This window comes from Spirosoma sp. KNUC1025 (assembly GCF_045160025.1).
Taxonomy (GTDB): domain Bacteria; phylum Bacteroidota; class Bacteroidia; order Cytophagales; family Spirosomataceae; genus Spirosoma.
Window position 1 is genome coordinate 3626591 of sequence record NZ_CP087139.1, and the last position, 20707, is coordinate 3647297.

Genomic DNA, 20707 nt, shown 5'->3' on the forward strand with positions numbered 1-20707 from the left:
AAAAAAAGCCCGGTTTCGGCCGGGCTTTTCGTTGGATTGATGAACGGTTTATACTCGTTAAGAAATGCAAGTGATGAATGGTGTAGATAGGGATACTATGAATTCGGGATTAAAACTTCGCGGCTAAGCCCAGTTTCAGTGCAGATACGCCGTAGCCTACTTCGGCAAACGCACCTACCTTGGGGCTAAACATAAACCGGGAGCCGAGGTGAATACCCACGTAAAGGCCACTGTTGTATCCACCCGAATAGTAGCCATCGTAGTAACTATAGCCGTAAGAATCTTTATAGCCAGCATACCGGAAACCTAACGTAGCACCGATGTAGGGATCGAACGAACTATTCTTCGTATTGAAATGGTACGAGCCACGGGCACCGGCATACACGAAATTATACCCGCCGGAGTAGTACCCATAGTTGTAATGATAATAGTCGATGGAGCCGCCTACGGAAAAATTGTTTTTAGCATCCACTTCCACCGATACGCCGATCGGGAACCCTCCTCCGTAATACGTCGCCAAACCGACACCCGCGTTTACGTATACGTTCCGACCGTGATGCGCCATGGAAACACGTGGACGAGCTGCTGTGTTACGTGCTGCCGGTTGTTGTTGGGGAGGTGCCTGACGAGTTTCAACCGGTGCCGGGGCAGCGGCCTGAACAGGAGCAGCTGACTGAGCCTGGGGCTTTGGTGCCGCTGTGCTGGTAGCTACCGGCTTCCTGGCGGGCGCTGGCGATACGCGGGAAGCTGATGCTGTTTTTGGGCGAACGGCAGTTTTTGAAGCGGTTCGCCGGACGGGTTGCTGTGCCAATGTGGTGCTGATTGACAAGGCAATTGTGAGGGAAAGTAGACCCAGTTTAGTAAATGTTGCTGGCATGGATTGCATAGTGATTCGAGTTTTCGATTTCTAAAGAACACTGCAAACCTACAATTCTACATAGCCGTTAGCCAAGCAGTCATTGGGTGAACTGTACAAAGAAGTACGTGAAGTGGGGGAGTAGCCGATTGAAACGGATGAATGCAGGTGACTCCATCAGGTAGCTAGCGTGCGCTTTGCCAGTAACAGGAAATTTTTTTGAGAGAAGCTAGTAACGTAAATCGTGTTTCTGAATCATGACTTCGTATATATATTATTATCCAATTTATGAGTATTTATACTCTGAAAGCAATGGTTTAGATAATTCATAACTACTTAATGTTGATAGACTAAATGTACCGTTTAGTAAATAAATCATATTTTCTCGGTTTTAATTATCTTCAGTAACTAGTTAAATATCAATAGTTTAAGGTTTGTGTATTTGGTACATTTATTTGAATTGCATTTTTTAGCATATTAGAAATAACTCATAACTTTATTCATTCAATTGAAAACGATAACCGGCTGATTATTAGAATATGTGTTCTAACTAAAAATTAAACGTATGTGCATAGTCAGAAGCTACATTTGTAACTACGATCAGAGAAAATAGTGCTTATCTAAATTACGGGCCGAAGTCCTGTTAAGTGACCTTACGAACAGGCTTTCGTCTTGATAGCCAGTTGATAATGAACTTGCGCAGTCTTAGGGTGTAAACCACCTTGTTTAGGTTCAGCTTGTGTATCTACATTAATTAATAACGATTCTGTCAGTGTGACGACTTGCTTTCCGCTTCGTCTTAGTTGTCTAACTTACTACCAAGATTGGGTAAGTAGACTTACTAATTTTAGTAGTAAGTTAGACTGATCAAAAATCAAGAATCAGATGAGTATAATTAACTAACAGCTAGGTAAACTATGTTACTCTTTTAAAATAAATGAACATATGATTTGTAGTTTCAACTTATTTGTTAGATTAAGGTAAAGCAGAGTTACAAAGCAGGACACAAATCTTTTTACAATCAAACAGTACGCATATGAATCAGGTATACATTCCAGACTCTGATAGACGAATTCAATTGGGGCTTCTTCGACTGGGTAGGCCAAACTCATTCAGTCTGCCCGAGTCAACTGGGTATATAACCCCGGTCAACAAAAACATTCTGGTTCGAAAAAAAGATCGGAAATCTCTGTCAACCATAGGGTTATTGTTGCTTTTGAGCTGTTTGTTGACATTCAGTCAGGCCAATGCCAATACCTTTACCGTAACTAATACGGGTGACAATGGGGGCGTGAATCCAGCGGCTAATGCTGGTACCGGCACATTACGGCAAGCTATTATCGATGCCAATGCTAATGCAGGAGCAGATATTATCAATTTTGCTATTACGCCATTGGGAGGAGTAAAAACCATTACTCTTTCTGCCTTTTTGCCCCCTATCACAGGGCAAACTACTATCAACGGATATTCACAGAGTGGTGCGTCGCAGGGGGTAATCGGCAGCCGTACCATCACCATTGAAATCAATGGTGGTAATACCAATACTACTGTATCTGGTAATTCATTAGGGATTTTTAATTTCTCAGCAACATCCGATAATTCTTCCCTATCTGGCATAGCCTTATACAATTCCGGCAATGCGGCCGTTTCAATTATAATACTACCTAGTGCAGATAATGTGCAAATTTGGGGCAACTATATCGGCCTTTTGGCCAGCGGTTTCAGCCCCGGCTCATCATCTTTGTATAACAAGACAGATGGCGTTTTACTCGCTAATTCTGCAGGCGGCTCAGGAGCTTACTCAGGAGTAATCATCGGTACCAATGGGGATGGAAACAACGATGCCAATGAAGGAAACGTCATTTCAAATTCATCCGATGGTACAAATGGTGGCGATGGGATTCAGATAGGATTTAATACCACTGACCTGTTAACCTATTCAGGCGTCAGGATTTCTGGAAACTATATAGGGCTTGCGGCAGATGGTGTAACCCTTGCGCCAAACGGCGGAGCAAATCCCGGTGTATCAAGTTCCAAAGGACAGGATGGAATAGATTTGAGGCAGGGTATCGATGGTATTTCGGGTAATCCTATTATCATTGGTACGAATGGAGATGGCGTATCCGACGCTTTGGAAAGGAATGTCATTTCAGGCAACTCCGGCAGTGCCATCAGTGTGGGCAGTAATATTGATTACGTCCGCATTTCAGGCAACTACATAGGTACCGATAAAACAGGTACGGTAGCTAAGCCAAACGGCACCAATTCCACCACGGCGGGTACCTCTTTTTCAGGAATTTTGGCATTTAGTGGTTGCACCAATATTGTTGTCGGTTTCGATGATGCCGTACATGTAGCTGCTGTAGCGGCAGACGTGCGTAATGTCATCTCGGGCAACTACAGCGACGGAATTACTTTTGTTTCGATGTCTGGCGCCGGGAATAAGATTTCTGGAAACTATATCGGTTCTGATGTAACCGGCAATGCAGCGTTGAGTAATGGTTCAGGAAGTATTGACCAATCATCTAATGGCTCCGACGGGCACCGCAGCAATAATATTACCCTTAATTCATCCTCAGCCATAACCATTGGTACCGATGGCGATAACGATGATGATGCAATCGAAGCAAATGTGATTGTATCGGCTAACAATGGATATGGTATCCATTTACGCCATACTGCCACTACAGGAACAACGGTAGGTAGCAATATTATTGCTGGTAATAAAATAGGCGTAGGTGCCGACGGTACTACTGCGTTGGGTAATGACCGTGGTGGAATTATTATCAATATTAGCCAGGTATCTCCCAATGCTAGTTCTTACAACAATGCAAACCGTATCGGCTCAAATAATGATAATATAAGCGACGATCTTGAAGCAAATATTATTGCCTACAATGGTACCTCCGCTACCACCGCCCTGCAGCGAGGGGAATTGTAATTTATAAGCAGTGCAACAACAACCGAATCTCCAGAAATTCCTTTTTTGGCAATATCGGATTGCCCATAGATCTTGCAGATGATGTAGTATCTGCCAACGATGGTGCGCTTACCGCCATGCCATCTGCCACCGCTAACCGCGGCATGGATTATGGTATTATCACCTCCGCCAAACTATCTGGCAACAATCTTACCATCACCGGCTTCATCGGTAATGACCAATCTACTAACGTAACCACCTTTGGTACTGGTGCCATAGTCCAGTTCTACATAGCCGACAATAGCCCTGCTGATCAGGATGGACATATTATCGTATCAGATGGTTTTAGCGTAGCACATGCTGAAGGGAAAACGTACCTGGGTTCACTAACCGCGGATGCCGGTGGTAAATTTAGTGGCACATTAGATGTTACGGGTAAGGGCGTAGTGCTGGGTACAACCATGATTACCAATACGGCCACGGAGACCGGAGGTAGCACCAGCGAGTTTGGTGCTATTTATAAGCCAGTCAATACATTAACAGTGTCTAACAACCAATTTAGTTGCCAGACATTTGCCACATACCCTAACAACACGATAAATAGTGAGTACTCGGCTATAACCAATGCAAACCTCAATGGCAATTTATTCAGTGTAAGCTTTGCGCAGGAGGCACAACTGTATAACTGGACGGCTAATACAGCCGGGGCTGGTGCTACGGTTTACAACTACGGAGCTGGCAGCAATAATCCAAATTTTCTGATTGCCAACAGTGGATGGCCTAACTCAGTCATTGCGGTAGATATGGGTTATTATCTGGGTGGTGGTACCATTACCGACTATGCTAACAACTGGACGACGACGACCTTTACCAGTGTGTTACCCGCCAATAGCATGATGCATCTTATCGATGTAGAAACAACAGAAACTTTATTATTTGAATTTTTGGATGCAAGTGGCAACCCATTGCCGATCTCAGGTAATGTACAGGCTTACCTTGGTTCCGATCAGACCACCTCAGCTATCTACAGCGAACCTACCAGCACACAGATATTACTGAACGGTGCTAATTTGATCGCCACCAATGATCCTGTATGGTCATTTCAGTTCCTGAACGCCAATGTGAAGTCAGTGCGGTTTTATCAATATGCGCAATCTAACCTGCAGTCTCCAGACCATACCTACGACTTTACCTTCTCAGTTGAGAGTAAGACGGCCCCAACAGTAGGAGCGATCACCCACCCCAACTGTACCACAACAACGGGCAGTGTAGTATTAAGCGGATTGCCTGCCAGTGGTACCTGGACACTTACCCGTAGTCCAGGGGCCGTGACCACGACAGGCACTGGCACGTCGGCTGTTATTTCAGGACTGGCTCCAGGAACCTATACTTTTACGGTTACTAACTCAACCGGCTGTACATCATTAAGTACAACTGCCGTAACCATAAACGCTGCAATCTGTGGTAGTGTGTGGAATGACGTGGATGGCAATCTGAGTCAGAACGGCAGTGAGACAGGCACTAATGCGGGTGGTCCGCTCTACGTTAATCTGGTCGATGGCACGGGTACTGTCATTGCCTCGACAACGGTTTCAGCCACTGGTAGCTATAGTCTGAGTGGCCCCGCCAGCACAACTGGCTTAAAATTAGTCTTAACTAATACGGCTTCCTCCACTTCACCTGGCAGTCTGCCTACGGGCTGGGTCAACACGGGCGAGAGTGTAGGCGTAACAAATACAGCAACGCAAAGCGCCACATTGGGCGTAATTGAATTGACTATCGGAGCCAGTTCAATCACGGCTCAAAACTTCGGCATTGAACATGTACCTACAGCGGGTAGCGGTTCACAAAGTGGTGGTACCAATCCCGGAGGCACCACGCAGGTAGCCGTAAGCGGTTCTGCCTTTACCAACACGACCAGCTCAAGCGACCCATCACCAGGCGCTGTTACATCCATCCGCCTTACTAGCTTCCCCACAGGGGCAGCCAGCGTGGTCATCAATGGGATAACGTATACCTCCTCTACCTGGCCAGCAGGCGGATTAGTTGTAACAACTGATGCCACGGGTAGCCCTACCCAAACCATTACTGCCGATCCGAGCTTCAATGGTTCAGGCAACGTGGTGTTTAGCTTTGTAGCAATAGATGCTGCCGGAAAGGAAAGTACTAATACCGGCACGGCAACCATATTCTTCACCCCGGCGACATGTACCATTTATAGTACCACAACAGGAACATCAGCCATGAGCTATACCTGGTCGGGTGGCACTGGTGCATTCAGTCAAAATAACAGTAATACCCGGAGTATCTCCTGTAGTGGTGGGGTCAGTGCGGGCTTCATCGTACACTGGAACGTAACCGAAACCGCTTCTTATTCTGTCAGTTGCCCTTCGTGCGCAGTAATGACATTTGAAGAAGCAACATCGCCTACTGGTCCATGGACGGTAACCTCAACGGTGTCCTATGCACAGCTACTAGGGGGTGGGTACGGCTATGATCAAACGATTGTGGGCACAGGAGTGACTTATGTACGCTTCCATTTTGTGTATGCTGGTAGCGGTCCATACACGGGTGATTTCCATGTCAATATTGGTGCTTCTTATAGCTGCACGCCTGTCGTACCAGCCATCACAGCCGCGACAACGACCAACAGCTGTCCTGCAGCTACAGTCAACCTTACGACTCTTGCTAATATAGGTTCATTACCCTCAGGCTCTACGCTGGTGTGGAGCACGCATAATCCTATAACTGGTTCAAACGATACCCTTACCACCGCACAAGCCTCGGCGGTAAGCAGTGGAACGTATTATGCCTACTATAGAAAAGTGGCTACTGGATGTTTTAGCAATGCAGATAGTGTAGCTGTAACTACAGCTGCCTGCATTAACATCTCGGGTCAGGTCTGGGATGACGCCGATGGCAGTTTGAGTCAGAATGGCAGTGAAACCACTACCAATGCAGGCGGTCCTCTGTATGTGAACCTGGTGGATGGCAGCAATACGGTGGTGGCTTCGGTGAGTGTAGCAGCCGATGGGTCTTATAGTCTCTCAGGGGTACCCACCAACGTAACGGGTTACAAACTCGTGCTGGCCAGCACCGCTACGGCTACCAGTCCGGGCACGTTGCCTACGGGCTGGGTCAACACGGGCGAAAGCGTCGATCCGAGCAATACGGCTAGTCAAGGCTCTACGCTGGGCGTGATTGAGTTAACGACGGGCACAGGGGCTATCACCAATCAGAACTTTGGGATTGAGAAGTTGCCCAACCCAGGTAGCGGTAGCAACACGGTAACCAACGCCGGGGGCACTTCACCCGTCAGCGTACCGGCCAGCACCTTTACCAACACCACCCCGAGTGGAGATACCGCTCCGGGTAGCGTAACGGCCATTCATGTGACGAGTTTCCCAACGAACGTGACGAGTTTGACGATCAACGGGGTGACTTATACCTCGGCCACCTTCCCGGTAAGCGGAGTGAACGTTCCCACCGATGGTAGTGGTTCGCCAACGGTGCCCATTCTGGTGGACCCTACTGATGACAGCAACCTCGTGGTGATCACCTTTACCGCCGTCGACAACGCGGGTAAAGAGTCGACCACCACGGGGACCGCTACGCTCAACTCGACACCGACCACCACCACCGTATCGGGCAGTGTGTGGGATGATGCCGATGGCAGCGTAACGCTCAACGGCAGTGAGACGACCACCAACGCAGGCGGTCCCCTGTTTGTCAACCTGGTCAACAGCAGTGGTGTGGTGGTCGCTTCGGCCGCCGTCTCGCCCACTGGCAGCTATACCCTGACGGGAGTGCCGACAGGGGCCAGCGGGCTAAGTCTGGTGCTGACCAATACAGCTTCCTCGACCACGGCAGGTGGCTTGCCTACGGGTTGGGTCAATACGGGCGAGAGCGTCGATGCCTCCAACACGGCCACTCAAAGTGCGACGTTGGGTGTGATTGAACTGACTACCTCAACCGGTGCGGTAACCAATCAGAACTTCGGCATCGAGAAACTGCCGGTTCCGGGCAGTGGCACCGCTACGGTGGCTAACGGGGGCGGCACCACACCGGTGACCCTACCACCGGGTGCCTTCACCACTGTGAGCCCCAGCAGTGATACGGCCCCGGGCAGCGTAACGGCCATTCACATCACCAGCTTCCCCAGTAACGTAACGAGTTTGACCATCAACGGGACGGTCTACACCGCAGGCAGCTTCCCAGTGGGTGGGGTGGTGGTGCCCACCGATGGTAGTGGTTCGCCAACGGTGCCCATTCTGGTGGACCCCACCAACGACAGCAATCCGGTGGTGATCACCTTTACCGCCGTCGACAACGCTGGCAAGGAATCATTAACGACTGGAACAGCTACGCTTAACTCGACGCTGACGACGACTATCTCGGGTAAAGTTTGGGACGATGCCGATGGCAGCTTGAGCCAGAACGGCAGTGAAACCACCACCAATGCAGGCGGTCCGCTGTATGTCAATCTGGTCGACGGCTCCAACACGGTGGTGGCTTCGGTGAGCGTAGCGTCTGATGGCTCCTATAGTTTGTCGGGCGTACCCACCAACGTAACGGGTTACAAACTCGTGCTAGCCAGCACGGCCACGGCCACCAGCCCCGGTACGCTGCCCACGGGTTGGGTCAATACGGGTGAGTTAGTCGACCCGTCTAATACGGCTACCCAAGGCTCTACGCTGGGTGTGATTGAATTAAGCACGGGCACGGGAGCGGTGAGCAATCAGAACTTTGGCATCGAGAAACTGCCCACTCCAGGTAGTGGCACCGCTACGGTAGCCAATGGGGGCGGTACGCTTCCCGTAACGGTGCCGCCTGTGGCTTTCACCACTGTGAGCCCCAGCAGTGATACCGCCCCGGGTAGCGTGACGGCCATTCATGTGACGAGTTTCCCAACGAACGTGACGAGTTTGACGATCAACGGGGTGACTTATACCTCGGCCACCTTCCCGGTAAGCGGAGTGAACGTTCCCACCGATGGTAGTGGTTCGCCAACGGTGCCCATTCTGGTGGACCCTACTGATGACAGCAACCTCGTGGTGATCACCTTTACCGCCGTCGACAACGCGGGTAAAGAGTCGACCACCACGGGGACCGCTACGCTCAACTCGACACCGACCACCACCACCGTATCGGGCAGTGTGTGGGATGATGCCGATGGCAGCGTAACGCTCAACGGCAGTGAGACGACCACCAACGCAGGCGGTCCCCTGTTTGTCAACCTGGTCAACAGCAGTGGTGTGGTGGTCGCTTCGGCCGCCGTCTCGCCCACTGGCAGCTATACCCTGACGGGAGTGCCGACAGGGGCCAGCGGGCTAAGTCTGGTGCTGACCAATACAGCTTCCTCGACCACGGCAGGTGGCTTGCCTACGGGTTGGGTCAATACGGGCGAGAGCGTCGATGCCTCCAACACGGCCACTCAAAGTGCGACGTTGGGTGTGATTGAACTGACTACCTCAACCGGTGCGGTAACCAATCAGAACTTCGGCATCGAGAAGCTGCCCACCCCAGGTAGCGGTAGCAACACGGTAACCAACGCCGGGGGCACCTCGCCCGTCAGTGTACCGGCCAGCACCTTTACCAACACGACCCCGAGTGGAGATACCGCTCCGGGTAGCGTGACCGCCATTCGCATCAGCAGCTTCCCTAGCAACGTAACCAGTCTGACCATTAACGGAAATGTCTACACGGCTTCTTCGCCTGAGTTCAGCGGAGGCAGCCCAACGGGTGTGGTTGTACCCACCGATGGCAGTGGTAATCCAACGGTAGCTATCCTGGTGGACCCCACCAATGACAGCAACCCGGTGGTGATCAGCTTCACGGCGGTGGACAACGCGGGCAAAGAGTCCACCACCACGGGGACCGCTACCATCAACTCCACGGCTGTGCCTGACCTGACGCCCATCATCTATGCCCGGCCGTCGACCACCTACAACACCACGACCATCTCGGTGGTGGTCGATGTCTTCGAGCTGAAGAATGTGGCCACCTCGGGACTGATCACGGTCAAGGTCAACAAAGATCCCAAGATCAGCCTGAGCTTTACCGGCTCGGCCACCTCGGTGGGTGGCCGTCCGGTGAGCAACAGTGTGTGGAGTTTCGACGGGGTGTCGGATGACTACTACTACCTGCTGACGAGCACGCAGGTGGTGGGTGGGGGCAGTGTGCTCTCGTTTGGGTTGAGTGGCACGCTGACGCCGGGGGCTACGTCGGGCACGCTAACCTTGACGAGTGTGATCGAAGGGGGCAGTGGGGGAGAGGTGAAGCTGACCAACAACACCGATGCCGACAAGATCGACTTCTTCCAGCAGTAAATAGTATGTGTTGAACGGTTAATTGAATTCGTGCCCTAAGAAATGTTCAATACGTATATAGTAAAGCAGGAATAATTGGGGAGATTAGTTACCGCAAAAGTTCCTATTAATCTCCCCGACTATACGTGTAAATGCTGGCTGATAAATCCAGCATTTACACGTATTTAAACAAAACAGGAAACAGATTGGTAAAATGAACGCTCGATAGTTTTAGTCTCTATTCATTCGTACTAACTTAGAAAAGAACAAAATCCTGTGACGTACGATCAGATTTTAGTCTAAAAAAAGATAAATTGCCTCCCAAAATGGCTTTGAGTTGTATTTTACAGAAATTAGTAACATATTGATCAGATATTACGTTTAATTGGACATCATTGTCCTTGTATTACAAAATATTTATGAAGAGAACTGTACTTTTTTGGGTAGCCATGTGGTTGATTAGTATCACCAGTCTGGCTCAGAGTGGAGCTGATCCGGCTGTTATTGCTAACGATTTGCGTCCCCAGCCCCTGGCAAATGTTGGATCTGTATTTTCTATAACCTTTGCTATCGGAAATAGTGGCTCAGGGGCAATTACTGGCGCCAGCGGCCCCAGCGATAGCCTAGCTGAGCGAATGGGCTTTCACATTGACCTAAAACAATGTCTGCCAAATCCCGCTGACATATCAGCAGTTTCAGGGACGATTCTTAACAACTTCGATATAACGTATAATGCTTCGTTAAATCGTTTCGATGGAATTCAAAAGAAGAATGTGACTTTGGGTTCCACTACCATCCGCCGGTTCGTGGTTTCGCTCATCGTCACTCAGGCTTCGAGTTCAACCGTTGTCAACACCATCGGTGCTTCCTGTACAATTATACCTAATTCAGGATCGCTTAGGCCAAATGGGACAGGTGGACAACCGACAGACGATGATTTTTCGCAAATCTATACCCATACAACTACATTAGCCCTGCCCGTCTCATTAGTGAGTTTTTCGGCTCAGGCTGAGCCTGACCGGACGGTATTGCTGAAATGGACTACGAGTTGGGAAAAGGCAAACAAAGGCTATGTGATCGAGCGTAGTAAGGATTTGAAGACGTTTGAGGAAATAGGGGAAGTTACGGATGTGGCTGGTAACAGCAATAGTCTGAGTACGTACCGATATGTTGACCGAAATCCGCATCGGGGAACGAGTTATTACCGACTGCGGCAGGTTGATCTGGACGGAACAATACATACGTTCAATGCAGAATCAGTAATTATCGATGGGCGTTATGGCGTCTATCCGAATCCAATTGTGCAGCAGACCTTTACGCTGGAACTTGATGAACCCTCGACCGCGTCGTTACGTTTGTATAATGCGAGTGGTAGTGAACTGGGGTTTGTCAAGTCGGAACTAATGGAATCAAGTGTAAAATTGACCCCTACTTCGAAGCTTGTCAGTGGCATATATATTCTGACCGTGGAGGAGCGAGGAACCGCACGTAAACATCGTTTAGTTGTTCAATAATCATGGGTTTGATTCTTGAATTTGTAAATAAGAAAAACCTGAATTAAAAAAATATTTTGAATATGAACCAGGCAACTTCCGGAAAGAAGACTTACAAAAAGCCCCAGTTGAAGAAACTGGGTAGTGTTAAAGCGTTGACTTTGAAACTGGGTTCTAACACAGACATGCAGAGCGGGCATTTTTAATAAGCCAGTTAAAGCGGAATGCCTTACAGAAGTCTGGTTCGTTTCTTAATTGGACGAACCAGACTTTTTGGCTTTATTTGCTTTAGCGTTTCTATATTCATTCAGACAGTTTATCCGGTTAATGACAATTACGCCCGCTACTCGTATTCAACTAGTTCCCAATCAGTCTTCATCCGTTCTTGGCAATGAAACGATCTTGTTGAACTACGAAATTGGTAATTATTATGAATTGAATGAGGTGGGTGGATTTATCTGGGCCCTCCTGCAGGAAAGGAAAGAAGTATCTGTTCAGGAAATTCAGGATGAACTGCTTGATGAGTTTGACGTAGATCCCGTTGTTTGCCAGGCAGAACTTACGCAGTTTTTAGAAAGCCTGTTGCATGAAAAACTCATCGAGCTGACTGAATAAAGCTGGGCTACATAAAACATAGAGTGATTCTGGCAGCTATCAATCACGAATAAAAGCTTTTTTATTCGGGGCAATATTTGAGAATGGAGTGGATTAAGCATTATTATACAGCCTATGGGCTAACAATCGGCTCAGCTATCACGCTTGCCTACCTTAAAGAAATAAATCCTGCCCAGGCCGATTTGACTGTTAAGCAGGAGCAACTGCCACCACATCCACCTTTACAGGAAACCAAATTACATCGTGCCGGACTTTATGCCCGGGTTGCTCAAAATGGCCCTAATCAGATCTGGCTGGACTGGGGGCCGCTTGGTCAATTTTTGGCGCTGGATGGCCGCGAACTTATTGTACAGTCGACAACCACCGATGAAAGCCTGCTATCACTTTTTACAATGAGTGAAGCCATCGGCTTGCTGCTGTTTCAACGGGGATACTTTTTACTACACGGCAGCGCGGTTCAGCTCAATGGCAAAGGAATCGTTTTTGTAGGTGAGCCTGGCGCTGGTAAATCGACAACCGTAGCTGCTTTTGCAAATCGGGGCGTTCGTATAATGAGTGATGATATGGTTTGCATTCAGATCAACGAACAAGGTAAGCCGTATGTGATTCCAGCGTTCTCGCAGATAAAAATCTGGGAAAAAAGTGTTGATGGATTACAGCTTCCCAAAGGCGTAATGGATCGGGTGCGCGAAGGAGCAAACAAATTCTCGTGGCATGAACCTGTTTCATTTGAAGAGAATGCGATTCCGTTGGAGCAAATTTATGTGTTGACGGCTGCTACGTCAGAAACGGCTAGCCAACTGGTACCCGTCAGTCAGCGGCCAATTGAGCTGCTCAGTTACTTCCCCCTTCCTGAGACACTCCTTCATGGTGAACCGCTGAAAGACCATTTTGAAAAAAGCGTACTGATTGCCAACAGTACGCCACTGTATAGGTTAAGCCGACCCGCCAACTTTGCCAAACTTTATGAGTTTGTCGAACACCTCAAAACAACTGTTTAAACTATGTCTGGCCGTTCTCCTGAAATTGAGTTGCTGGTGATGGCATGTACAGAAAACTTGTCTGCCCATCAACAGCAGCGTTTAGCGCAATTTCTGGAGCAGCAACCTATCAATTGGGACCGGCTATACCAACTAGCTACACGGCATCGGATTGGTCCATTTGTGTACCGAGCGCTCCAGCAGGTACAGGCTATCCCGGAGAACTTTCTGATCGCTCTCCAAAACGATAGTCGGGCAGCGGCAGCAGATAACATGCTGAAGCTGCATGAATTTAGCCAGTTAAAAAAACTGTTCGCTGCGCATAAAATCAGCTACGTTGCCATGAAAGGTGTTTATCTGGCTGAGAACAGTTACCCTGAAAGCAGCCTGCGTCATATCGGTGATTTTGATATATTAGTAGCCCGAACCGATCTGTTTAAAACGATACAACTGCTCGAATCAAATCAATACCGGCTGGGCGAGAAATACAAACATTATTTACAGTATCAGGAGAAGACTATACTGGCCGATCTGCACGAAGTCAGTTTGTTTAAGCCCTTTTTTTCTACGAGTTATTTCAATATTGATCTGCATTGGGAAATCGAATGCTTCAATAAGCATTATTCAACCTTACATCTGGAAGACATACATTCTGATCCTGATTATATCATTGAAAATCAACTGATTTTGTTGGTGATCCATCACGGCATCATTAATATCTGGCAACATATCGGCTACGTAAATGATCTCTATTTTTTACTGAAAGGCAAGCCGGTTAATTGGGATTACCTGATGAAAAAGCTAGAGTTCTATAGGTTCGAGACGGTTTTTCTCGTTGGCATATACTGGTGTCGGCAGATTTGGCAGCTCTCATTGCCACCGGCCATTGAAGCATTAATCGCGACGGATCGGATACCGGCGCTGGCGGCCTCTTACGAAGAAAATTGGGAGCAGCCAGAGTCCGTTCTGGAAGCTAGCCCCGGCTTAAAACAGATTGCTTTTTTTGCCAAGAGTCAAACAAACCTGAGCCCGAAACTGAGAATCTATAGAACCTACGTCAGCAGTTTTGTTTTTCGGGCCAGTACGTTCATGCTTGGGAAACGCCTGGTCTATATTCCCAAGGAGTTGGGATTCATTACGGTGCTTACGCGGGCTATCCGTTCGGTAATCGCTTCCTGAATAATAACGGATCTGGGCTCGGCCTCGACACGAGTGGACTTTCTGAAGTAGCGGTTTAGTTACGTCGCTCGAGAGAACCCAGCCAAACAGACAGATAAATAATCCGGCTCAGCAACCAGTTGTAGCGCGTTTTACGGCGTACTGGAAAGTTGGGGTTATAAACGGTAGCTACAATTTTTGAAAAGATACGTCTGTCAATCACACCCCAGATTGGGTGACTGGCCGATGAAAACTGCTCTTGCGTAGCCTCATAGAGTTGTTGTGCTGCCAGCGTTCCGTATTCCACAAAATTTGCTTTGGTAACTCGCGACAACACCGCAGCGGGCAGCACATCTCGCAGGCCGTGCCGAATCAGGCCACGGCCTCGACCCTGATCGAACCGGACCGACATGGGTGTAGCCAGACCCAATTCCATCACATTTTTATCGAAAAACGGAAATGAGTAGGGGTGACCGTAATAAGCGCCAATGTGGTTCATCTGCTCATTACAGATTATATTCGTAGTGTTGATAACTTCTTCTAGTTCAACCTGTGTTTTCGCTGTTAAATCCGCGACAAACGCTGCCATCGACCGTTGCGGCCTTTGGGGAACCTGTCGTTTAAAGTCTTCACTCAGAGCATTGTCGATAAGCGCTTTCCGAGTCAGCCTGTCCGAAATTCGTCCGGTGAGGTATGCGAAAATGGCCGACTCCGACAACCCAAAACGTTGCTTTTGCTCACGAAGAGTGGTCAGAAATGTTGCTAATGATTTTTGCCGAATCTGTTTTTTTAAGCTGCGCCCAACTACCGAAAGAACATACTTTTCGTACCGATCCTGATCCGATAACTGGAGCCAGTTTGCATGAACGTAATGAAGATTACGGTCGCGTGGGGCGATAAATTGCTGACCGGCAAGCTTAAATTGATCCCACTGATCAGCCTCAACAAGCTCCGTCAGGTAATCAAAACCGGTCGTAATGACGCTATCGCCATCGTGGCCGGTCAATAAAACATCACAACCCAGCTCCTGCGCTTTCACAGACACACTTAAATGGAAACTTGAGGGAATAATAAATTGCTCGGGCCGGTCGAAGATGTGGTTAATTTTCAGAATGGCATCCAATACGTCGGGCAAGGGGGTGACTCGGTAATGGTTGGGATGCCACTGGTCAACAACCGATTTAACATACGCCTGTTCCTCAGCTTCCGGTTGCTCAGAGTCGATATTGAACGTGTAAAGGGAAGGGCGATGCTGCTGAATCAGCAGAGATTGTGCTACGCAGCTCACAGACGAGGAATCCAGACCCCCACTCAGATGGGAGCCAATACGTTGTTTGCCTTTAATCCGACCGTTAACGGCAGCCGTAAAATAATCGCGGAACAGAGTAGAGTACTCGTCTGTGTTATTGATTCCCTTAAATTTTGTTAGGTTCAGTTGCCAGTAAGGGTGCTCCGTGATGGCCGTAGAATTTACCTGCAGATAGTGCCCTGGCAATACGCTGTAAATGGTTTCATGAAAGGTTTCAGCGCTATAGGGTACGTACACCGTAGTCCAGGTGAGGTACTCTCTAAACTTAAACGGGTTTGGCTTCACAACAACTTCACGAAGGGCGGTTAACGCCTTTATTTCAGACGCAAAGGCGAAAAAACGATTCGGTTGATAAACGTAGTACAGCGGTTTTGCGCCCATGCCATCGCGGCTACAATACAGCGTCTGTTGATGTGCATCCCATAAGGCGATGGCAAAATCGGCATTCAGATCATCGAACGATGAGGGGCCGCTCTGGATATAATTGTCGGTAAAAGGCTGATTCGTGGACACGTTAGAAAAGATGTCGGCGTCGATGGCGGCAAAGAGGGGCGCAGTGGCTGATACGTCAAGTGTGCCGCCAAAAGCTAGTAATAGGCCATTTGGGATCGGCTGACTCAATACGTTGCCCCGATGCTTCAGTAAGCTAATCATGTTACCAGCATCGGTAGGGTCTACAGCCTGCCCATCAAAACGAATCATTCCAGCGATTCCGCCCATATGTAATTATAAACTGTGAATACTAGTACTTACCTCAGTCGCGGACTTCTTTGCGAACAGAGGAGTGCAAAGTAAAGGAAAGCCCCGGCAAATACTGTTATCTTTGTAAATTCGTTCACACGGGAAGTCGGAAGGAATATACGTTCATTTATCCATCGGAATATGTTAAAAAGAAATACGGTTTATAATGCGATTGTCTTCTTGATTTTATTAGGGCTAGGCGCTGGATGTACCAATAATGCCCTCGATCCTACGCCCGACGACTCCGATTATTTCCCGCTGGAAGCCGGCGACTACTGGATCTATCAGGTAACGCAGGAGACCTACGCACCAGCTAATGCCGTCAAAAAAACCGCTTACCAACTGCAACAAAAAATTACAAGTTCGTACACGCAGAATGGCCAGTTGTTTTATCTGCTTGAAGAATCCATAAAACAGTCGGAACTGACGGGGTGGCAGCTTAAGACCATACGTACGGTTTATAAAAATCTGAAAGAAGTAGTTAGCCTGGAGCGTAATGTGCCCGTGGTGAAGCTTGCCTTCCCAATTACATCCACTACATCCTGGAATATCAACGCCTACAACGCTAACCCCGACACGGTGTTGCGCTATCAGGATACCGGAAAATCGTATGCCCTAAAAAATCTTAGTTTCAACCGCACCGTTTCGGTGCTGGGTGCCGACGATTCAACCCTGGTCGATCAGGAACGCTACCGCCGGATTTATGCACAAAACGTTGGTCTGGTCTATAGCGAGAACGTATCACTGGACTATTGCCAGGCAACAGCCGACTGTATAGGCAAGGCGATCATTGAATCGGGCTCAAAGCAAAAGTGGGAATTGATCGAGAGTAATCGACTTAAATAATACCAGATTGATAGATTGCTAGCCCTACTTTAGCTTCAGGCCGCTCGGGTGTGCCCGGAATATAGCCCGGTAAACTATCTAACTATTTGTATAGTTAAAAAGTATTTTTTATCAAATTGTGTTTTTGCCATTTCGACGCCAGGAGGAATCTCAAGCTTGACTTATACGCAACGTTGAAATTCCTCCTGGCGTAGGAATGACAGAAGACACCGATTTTTGGCTGGAAAGAAAAAGTTTAAACGACCAAGTTATTTTGGAAAAACCGCTTAAACTAGCCAGGCATCCATTTATTTCTGCCAGATTACTTTCCCACGATACGTTTCAGTCCGACCTTCTTTCCAGGTTAACCGGAGCGAATACACATACAGGCCGGGTGCTACGCCCTGCCAGAGCATCGAGTTCTTGCCCGGATCAATTGGGAAACTACTGTCATAAACCATAGCCCCCGACAGACTATAAATTGTCAGGCGGGAATCGGTAGGGAGTTCCTGCGTATTCAGTTGTAAATCGAACTGGGCATACGACGTAGCCGGGTTCGGATTGACCTGGAACGTAATACGTTCTTCTTTTCCAGCAACGCTTAGGTTGAGTACATAGGGCGGCTGCGTTTGATTACCGGCGGCATCTTTCCCGAAAATTATCAGTTGGTAGGAACCCCCATCCTGCAACGCAAGCGTGGTTGTTACCAGCAACTGATTGTCTGAGACGGCCGTGACCGACAGTGCACTGGATGGAATCTTCTGTGGCGCACACGTATCGCAGCTTTTCAAATATACGTCGATAGCCGATGTATCTTTTGCAGAAAGGGTATTCTGATCCAGCAAATAAATCTCAACTCGTGGTGTGGTGTTGACCACAGCCTGATTCTCTCGAATGGCGCCATTGACAAACACGTTGATGGCTGGTGATACTACGTCTGGCAGCGCATTGCCGGGGTAACTACTGCCCTGAACCTGCGACCAGTCGATAGCCAGCGTAACGGTATTATTTGCCTTGTCCAGCTCCACAATCTGTTTGTCGGGGTCGATCACAACTTCCAGTTTTTGCAGTGTCGCTTCACGGGGGATGGTATACACCAGCGTATCCCGGTAGCGGAAGGACGTAAACTTTAGCGGAATGCTGGTCGTGCCGTTGCTGGTAGTTTTACGTAGCGATACATTAACCGTTTGCCCTGATACGTATTTTCCGATATTAGCCAGCGGCATAACAACACGGATTGAATCGCTGGTTTTGAGCGCACTGCCCACTACGTTCGACTGAATGTAAATACCTTTCTGTTCAAAGGAAAAGTCAGGATTGGGCAGTGGATAAATGCTGACCGCCGGATCACCCTGTAAAATCATTTCGAGCATGACCGATATTTCGTACGGGCCAATGTTCTCTTTTTCGAGGGCCTGGTTCAACCGTTGTTGCAACAGCCCCAATGGCATACCGAGCGTAGTGGCATCCGTGTACATATGGGCGTAAAGCCTCGACATGTACCAGGCCGTAGGTTGTTCATAGCTATAATAGGAGTGGGCCAACACAACGCCCGCACCTTTCTGGGGCGCTAATAGCCAGTCCGTTGAGAGGGTATTGTATTTGGAGAAAATTTCACCTACACCACAGCCATTAAAAACCATTAGCGGATAGTGCGTATTCCGAAAGCCATTTTCTACCGGTGATGCAAACCCGAAATTCATATCGGTAATGGCTGGGCCGGCATGACCAAAAAAGGTGATCAGACTAACGCCGTCGTTGACCAGCGGAGCGATGTTGATTTTTTCAACTTCTTCACTGAATTTACTTTTTCCGAATGAACTGACCTGTCCGCCAAGCTGCCCATTGGCGAATATAGTACTTAAACCGTCCATCGTTGAACGTAGCACCTGCGCTTCGGCGGGTGTTTTCCCTCCGCTGATATGAATGATGTGTTTTCGCCAGATGCCGTTAGCACTGGGCGATTCCAATTGCTTAACTTTCTCCAGATAGCTCAGTACCTGATCGTTGCTGATAACGTTTAACCGGCCCGTTGGAATCGCGGGCGTATTGGGTGAATAATTTCCCAAACCAGCCGTCAGCAGAATATCGGCCCCCGGATACCCGATTGTGGGCACTAAATCATTGGTAGCCGTTTTAAGATTATACGGATAGCTATTTGCCCGCCCAGCCAGAAGCAGGTATTTGATAGCCGTATTGGTCCGCATGAAATCAGCAAACCGACGTAACGCCAATGGGCTTCTTTCTCCATAATTGAATTGGTCGTACAGCGAATCGGCCTCAACAATAAACGGTGTATACTGCCCCCCTGGCTCGACGCCCGATAAGCCGCATACGTTGTAGCCGACTGCCGAAGCGAAGAATGGGTTATGATAACGTAGTCAGTCGCTTTCGGGAAATTCGATGAAAAATGAACAGCTTTAATCTTAGGCTTGCTGATCTGACTCGTCACAAAAAGAGTCCGGCTCTGGTTGGCTTCGCTAACAACAAGCTGTGTCTGATCGCTGCTGGTTTGTGCAGTTATGAAGCGGCAGTTTGCTTTATCCGTGATATCGTAAGCCAGCGCATTGGCTGGTGCATTTGTAATAGCCAGCAGCGACGTTGAACCCGTATTGGGTACCAGACGAAACACTTTGCTGGTCAGGCCCGTCATGTCCGTTAGTTGCGGATACGTAATGCGGGCATAGGTAATTGAAAAATTGTTGATCGTCGAATTTTTGATCGCCTTAAAGCGCAGCACAAGCTGTTCGTTCTGAAGCGATCCCGGACTGATGATGCTTTGAAAAGTTTGACTGACGAACCCCGAAAATGTGAGGGTTGTCATCGGTGTGGTCGACGCGTTTTGGGTTACCTGAACCTGGTGCAGCGTATTATCCCGCCCATTCACCATGCTTTCCAGCGTAATGGGCCAGTCGTTTGTGACACGCCCGGTAAGCCGCATGGATACTACACCCACCGAATCAAGGGTAAGAAGTGGCCCCGACCAGCCTTCGCCGGGTTCGTAGTAGCTTTGCTGGAGAAAGGGTTCAACACCGAGCAGATTGTTGAACGTAAACTGGCTGGTGTATGCCTGTACAGTCTCCTGAATATGAAATTTTACGGGCGATAAACCCTGAGCTGAATTGTTTAGTTCGGGTACGCGCTTGCCAACCGACGTAGCGCCATTAGTCAGAAAATAAGCGGTCGTGTCGGAGAATAACGTCTGATAGGGGTGAAGGCGTTTTTGAGGCCGGTAAAGCAGCGAATCCTGACTGCCATCGTTACCTTCGCCATAAAATTCAACGTAATCCTGCGAATTAAACACCCCATCTTTTTCCCCGACCACCCGAATCGCTATTTCACGACCCCGGAAAAAAAGCTGCCAGTTTGTGGGGTTTGTCTGTAAGAATGAGGCATCTGCCGCCTGAATATCCTGATAACTCACCCGATAAACGCCCGTCTGAGCTACTGAAAACTTAAGGTATTTTTGACTGGTCCGAATCCATTCGTTGCCGAATGTCGA

At 48.5% G+C, this 20707-nt stretch carries 11 protein-coding genes; 8 read left to right on the top strand and 3 right to left on the bottom strand.

Annotated features, from left to right (window positions below; all coding sequences use genetic code 11):
* Positions 1–109: 109 nt before the first annotated feature.
* Positions 110–886, bottom strand: a complete 777-nt coding sequence (locus LN737_RS15850) for a hypothetical protein (protein WP_405510763.1) — start codon at positions 884–886, stop codon at positions 110–112.
* A gap of 1006 nt (positions 887–1892) precedes the next feature.
* Here LN737_RS15850 and LN737_RS15855 point away from each other — a divergent pair.
* From LN737_RS15855 to LN737_RS15885, 7 genes are all read left to right on the top strand, one after another.
* Complete coding sequence (locus tag LN737_RS15855; RefSeq protein WP_405510764.1) at positions 1893–3797, top strand: beta strand repeat-containing protein; 1905 nt, start codon at positions 1893–1895, stop codon at positions 3795–3797.
* A gap of 59 nt (positions 3798–3856) precedes the next feature.
* Positions 3857–10105 carry a beta strand repeat-containing protein gene (locus LN737_RS15860; protein ID WP_405510765.1) on the top strand — a complete coding sequence of 2083 codons (6249 nt, stop codon included), beginning with the start codon at positions 3857–3859 and terminating at the stop codon, positions 10103–10105.
* 398 nt (positions 10106–10503) lie between these two features.
* Positions 10504–11598, top strand: coding sequence for a T9SS type A sorting domain-containing protein (locus LN737_RS15865; RefSeq protein WP_405510766.1), 1095 nt, complete (start codon positions 10504–10506; stop codon positions 11596–11598).
* Positions 11599–11660: 62 nt separating this feature from the next.
* Entirely contained in the window at positions 11661–11783 is a 123-nt protein-coding gene (locus tag LN737_RS15870) for a lasso RiPP family leader peptide-containing protein (RefSeq protein WP_405510767.1), read from the top strand.
* Between the two features lie 67 nt (positions 11784–11850).
* Positions 11851–12192 carry a PqqD family peptide modification chaperone gene (locus LN737_RS15875; RefSeq protein WP_405510768.1) on the top strand — a complete coding sequence of 114 codons (342 nt, stop codon included), beginning with the start codon at positions 11851–11853 and terminating at the stop codon, positions 12190–12192.
* Positions 12193–12275: 83 nt separating this feature from the next.
* Positions 12276–13193 carry a serine kinase gene (locus LN737_RS15880; protein WP_405510769.1) on the top strand — a complete coding sequence of 306 codons (918 nt, stop codon included), beginning with the start codon at positions 12276–12278 and terminating at the stop codon, positions 13191–13193.
* 3 nt (positions 13194–13196) lie between these two features.
* Positions 13197–14351, top strand: a complete 1155-nt coding sequence (locus tag LN737_RS15885) for a nucleotidyltransferase family protein (protein ID WP_405510770.1) — start codon at positions 13197–13199, stop codon at positions 14349–14351.
* Between the two features lie 55 nt (positions 14352–14406).
* Here LN737_RS15885 and LN737_RS15890 read toward each other — a convergent pair whose 3' ends face one another.
* Positions 14407–16359: an asparagine synthetase B gene (locus tag LN737_RS15890; RefSeq protein ID WP_405510771.1), complete on the bottom strand. Its 1953-nt coding sequence runs from the start codon at positions 16357–16359 to the stop codon at positions 14407–14409.
* 162 nt (positions 16360–16521) lie between these two features.
* Between LN737_RS15890 and LN737_RS15895 the strand changes: the two genes are divergently transcribed.
* Positions 16522–17226, top strand: coding sequence for a hypothetical protein (locus LN737_RS15895; RefSeq protein WP_405510772.1), 705 nt, complete (start codon positions 16522–16524; stop codon positions 17224–17226).
* Positions 17227–17513: 287 nt separating this feature from the next.
* On the opposite strand, the gene LN737_RS15900 is transcribed toward LN737_RS15895, so the two are convergent.
* Positions 17514–19493 carry a C25 family cysteine peptidase gene (locus LN737_RS15900; RefSeq protein ID WP_405520425.1) on the bottom strand — a complete coding sequence of 660 codons (1980 nt, stop codon included), beginning with the start codon at positions 19491–19493 and terminating at the stop codon, positions 17514–17516.
* Between the last annotated feature and the right edge of the window lie 1214 nt (positions 19494–20707).

Excerpts from the sequence above, each read along its gene's own strand:
- LN737_RS15850 (WP_405510763.1), bottom strand. The coding sequence starts at position 886 with ATGCAATCCATGCCAGCAACATTTACTAAACTGGGTCTACTTTCCCTC.
- LN737_RS15855 (WP_405510764.1), top strand. The coding sequence starts at position 1,893 with ATGAATCAGGTATACATTCCAGACTCTGATAGACGAATTCAATTGGGG.
- LN737_RS15865 (WP_405510766.1), top strand. The coding sequence starts at position 10,504 with ATGAAGAGAACTGTACTTTTTTGGGTAGCCATGTGGTTGATTAGTATC.
- LN737_RS15870 (WP_405510767.1), top strand. The coding sequence starts at position 11,661 with ATGAACCAGGCAACTTCCGGAAAGAAGACTTACAAAAAGCCCCAGTTG.
- LN737_RS15880 (WP_405510769.1), top strand. The coding sequence starts at position 12,276 with ATGGAGTGGATTAAGCATTATTATACAGCCTATGGGCTAACAATCGGC.
- LN737_RS15885 (WP_405510770.1), top strand. The coding sequence starts at position 13,197 with ATGTCTGGCCGTTCTCCTGAAATTGAGTTGCTGGTGATGGCATGTACA.
- LN737_RS15890 (WP_405510771.1), bottom strand. The coding sequence starts at position 16,359 with ATGGGCGGAATCGCTGGAATGATTCGTTTTGATGGGCAGGCTGTAGAC.
- LN737_RS15895 (WP_405510772.1), top strand. The coding sequence starts at position 16,522 with ATGTTAAAAAGAAATACGGTTTATAATGCGATTGTCTTCTTGATTTTA.